This is a genomic window from Gelidibacter sp., assembly GCF_039916245.1.
GTDB lineage: Bacteria > Bacteroidota > Bacteroidia > Flavobacteriales > Flavobacteriaceae > Gelidibacter.
The window spans coordinates 1-2,888 of sequence record NZ_JBDSLS010000121.1 but is presented as its reverse complement, the minus strand read 5'-3'; the positions used below and the strand labels follow the sequence as shown (position 1 = coordinate 2,888).

Annotated in this window: 4 protein-coding genes; all 4 read left to right on the top strand. The window is 35.8% G+C overall.

Annotation, left to right across the window (positions count from 1 at the left end; all coding sequences use genetic code 11):
* Positions 1-502: T9SS type A sorting domain-containing protein (locus ABIQ28_RS06265; RefSeq protein WP_348036022.1), on the top strand; the 502-nt coding region annotated here is incomplete at its 5' end.
* A 451-nt stretch (positions 503-953) separates the two neighbouring features.
* Positions 954-1,127 (top strand): hypothetical protein, encoded by a 174-nt coding sequence (locus ABIQ28_RS06260; protein WP_348036021.1) that lies wholly within the window; start codon positions 954-956, stop codon positions 1,125-1,127.
* A gap of 62 nt (positions 1,128-1,189) precedes the next feature.
* Positions 1,190-2,293, top strand: coding sequence for a hypothetical protein (locus ABIQ28_RS06255; RefSeq protein WP_348036020.1), 1,104 nt, complete (start codon positions 1,190-1,192; stop codon positions 2,291-2,293).
* Between the two features lie 50 nt (positions 2,294-2,343).
* A partial coding sequence (locus tag ABIQ28_RS06250; RefSeq protein ID WP_348036019.1) for a nucleotidyltransferase family protein occupies positions 2,344-2,888 on the top strand: 545 nt, incomplete at its 3' end.

Sequence of the window (2,888 nt, the reverse complement as noted above, 5' to 3'; positions counted from 1 at the left end):
ATCTCTTGCTTATACCGACCTTTCCAATAATACCATCATCCCATTAGGAGTAAACGCCACTGAAGATCAACAAATAACGATAAGTATCGCAGACTCCATTCTGCCAGAAGAAACTGAAGTGTACTTGGAAGATAAACTATCCAATACCTTCACTTTATTAAACACAAACAACTATACGTTCTTGACAAATTCAAATCTTTCAGGAACAGGTCGTTTCTTTTTACACATAACCAACGCAACTTTGACCTTTGGACAAAATGTTAGCAACAGTCCACAGATATTCACCTCCAATGGTTCGCACACTTTACATATCAAAGGAACTATTGAACCAAACACAGTGCTTTCCGTCTTTAACTTACAAGGCCGAATGCTGCTTAGTACACAACTAGATGAGCACAGCACTAACAATCATGTAGATATTTCAAGCTTAAGCAAGGGGATGTACCTAGTCAAATTAAAGAATAGCTCAATGGATAAGATTAAAAAAATCCTAATTAGATAATAATTTACTTAAAAAAAGGCACATAAACAGCAGTCGAAATTTCAATAGCGTACAATGACAGAAATGTTAAAAAATAGATGGCCACTTATGAAACAGAAACACTCCATAAAAGGCGTAAAACAAAAGTTTTATGGTGAATGCCATATTAACGTCTTATAAAATTTTCAAATTTAGAAAAGCATTCAATCCCATCATTATTGATTCCTTCCATAGTGGCTCATAGCTATTAATTCTAGAGCATAAAAACTAATTACCAAAAAACCTGAACAAAAACCAATTATTAGTCAACAGATATTTCTAGACAAATTTAGTCATACCGATTTCAATTGAGATGTTTAAGAATAAAACACATTTTATGCCAACAAAACCAAGGCAACCACCAAAGAGTAAGAAAATAAGTATTTGCCTCATTTTATTATAATATTCACCAAATGATTTTTATATTTGTAGTATGGAAAACAAAAACTCTAAAGCCGAAATAACCAGAAAGGAAGCGTTGCAGCGCATGGGCAAATATGCGGCACTGACTGCAGTTGGCACTTTTATTATATTGAACCCTAAAAAAGCACATGCAGCTTCCCCCCTCCTGCCAGACCCAAATGATGACGGAGGTGGATTTACATAAAATCTCTCTAAATCTAATTTTTAGTTGTGAAAATAATCTTAGCCCCAAAACATTGCTCAAGAATGAGCAATTGTTCTGTTTTGTGGTTTGAACCCTCTAACGCCTATGTTGCCATTTCAAATATTCTAATGGATATGGTGGACATATATTTAGCATCCAATTCTAAGAAAGACTTTTTAAAGGAGCTAAAAAGAGATTCTGATATACCCCCGCAACAGGCGGAAGCCTATTATAATGAAATATCTGAATTACTAATTAGCTCAAACTCAAGCTCAACCTCCGACATTCAGAAACCTGAAATTCCTTCAATCCCGAACGATGGTCTCGAGATGATTTATAACTTTAGTACTAAGACTGTTAAAATAACTTTTGGTTCTGAACACATAAAGGATCTTATTCATCCGCAATGGGCTCATGCCAAAGTGGGTCACAATAACGCGATTACTTCCAGTTTTCATATTTTCAAAAATGAAGACGTACTCTATCTATTTAAAGACCAAACTTATATTGGACATTATCCAGCCTCAGATTATCATTTACTACAAGGACAATTCGCTGTAGAATTAATCAATATATTCTATAATAAAAAAGAATCTGATTGGATGGCAACATTTCATGCCTCTACCGTTTGTAATGATAACGAAGCCATCATGATCATAGGTGATTCCGGTAACGGAAAGAGCACCTTATCAGCCGTATTGATGGCCAATGGCATGGATGTTTTGGCTGATGATTTCACCCCTTTATCAGCAACAAACAGCGAGGTGTATCGCTTTCCTTCAGGGATTTCTGTTAAGGAGGGTGCTTTTGAAATTTTAGGAGCTATGTATCCTGATTTTGAAAAATTTCCAACCCATAAAAGCACTTCAAAGCACGTCAACATCAAATACATCCCACCCATTAAAAGTTTTAATACGGCAGTTTCTCATGTACCCTGCAAAAAAATCGTGTATGTCAAATATGATGCACAGGCCACCTCACAATTAAAAGAAGTCGCCATTGAAAATATATTACCCACTTTAATACCAGAATCGTGGTTATCGCCATTGGCATCAAATGCACAACTTTTCTTAGATTGGTTAAAAGACGTGCAGTGTTTTGAGTTGTGTTATTCAGACAACGACTATGCCGTTGCGCAGTTAAGAAAGCTATTGCATTCAATATAAATTTCCCGTTTTTTTACTTACTTTTGGTTTTCTCTTAACACTTGAACCCATTGGCAAAAAGTTCTGTTTACATTACCAAGCAACTGATTGCAGACATCTTGAGTTTTAACGACAATCAAGAAGCGCTTTCAGAACATTTAAATCACACCTTCATTGATTGGGATGCGGTCGTGATCATTGCCAGTAAACATTTAATGCTACCCGCTCTGTATTGCAGGCTAAAAGCGAAAGGATTACTCCCCCTCATTCCTAACGATTTGAACATCTATTTAAAAGAAATCGCGGCGATCAATAGAGGCAGAAATGAGATCTTATTAAAGGAAGCACATGAAGTTTCTGAAATTTTCAAAAAAGAAAATATAGAGCATGTCTTTATTAAAGGAATGGCCCTTCTAGCAGGAAATACTTTTAAAGATCAGGCTGAACGGATGATCGGAGATATAGACATCTTAGTGGCACCGAACCAACTGCACAAAGCCTTTGAAATCTTAACTAAATTTGGTTATAATGAAACAGTCGACTTTAATTATCAACAAAAGAACTTTCGTCACCTCGCTAGGCAAATTTCAAAACAAAAGTATGGAGCCATTGAACT

Bases quoted from the DNA above. Each gene is read 5' to 3' on its own strand.
- ABIQ28_RS06255 (WP_348036020.1), top strand. From the start codon at position 1,190: ATGAGCAATTGTTCTGTTTTGTGGTTTGAACCCTCTAACGCCTATGTT.
- ABIQ28_RS06260 (WP_348036021.1), top strand. From the start codon at position 954: ATGGAAAACAAAAACTCTAAAGCCGAAATAACCAGAAAGGAAGCGTTG.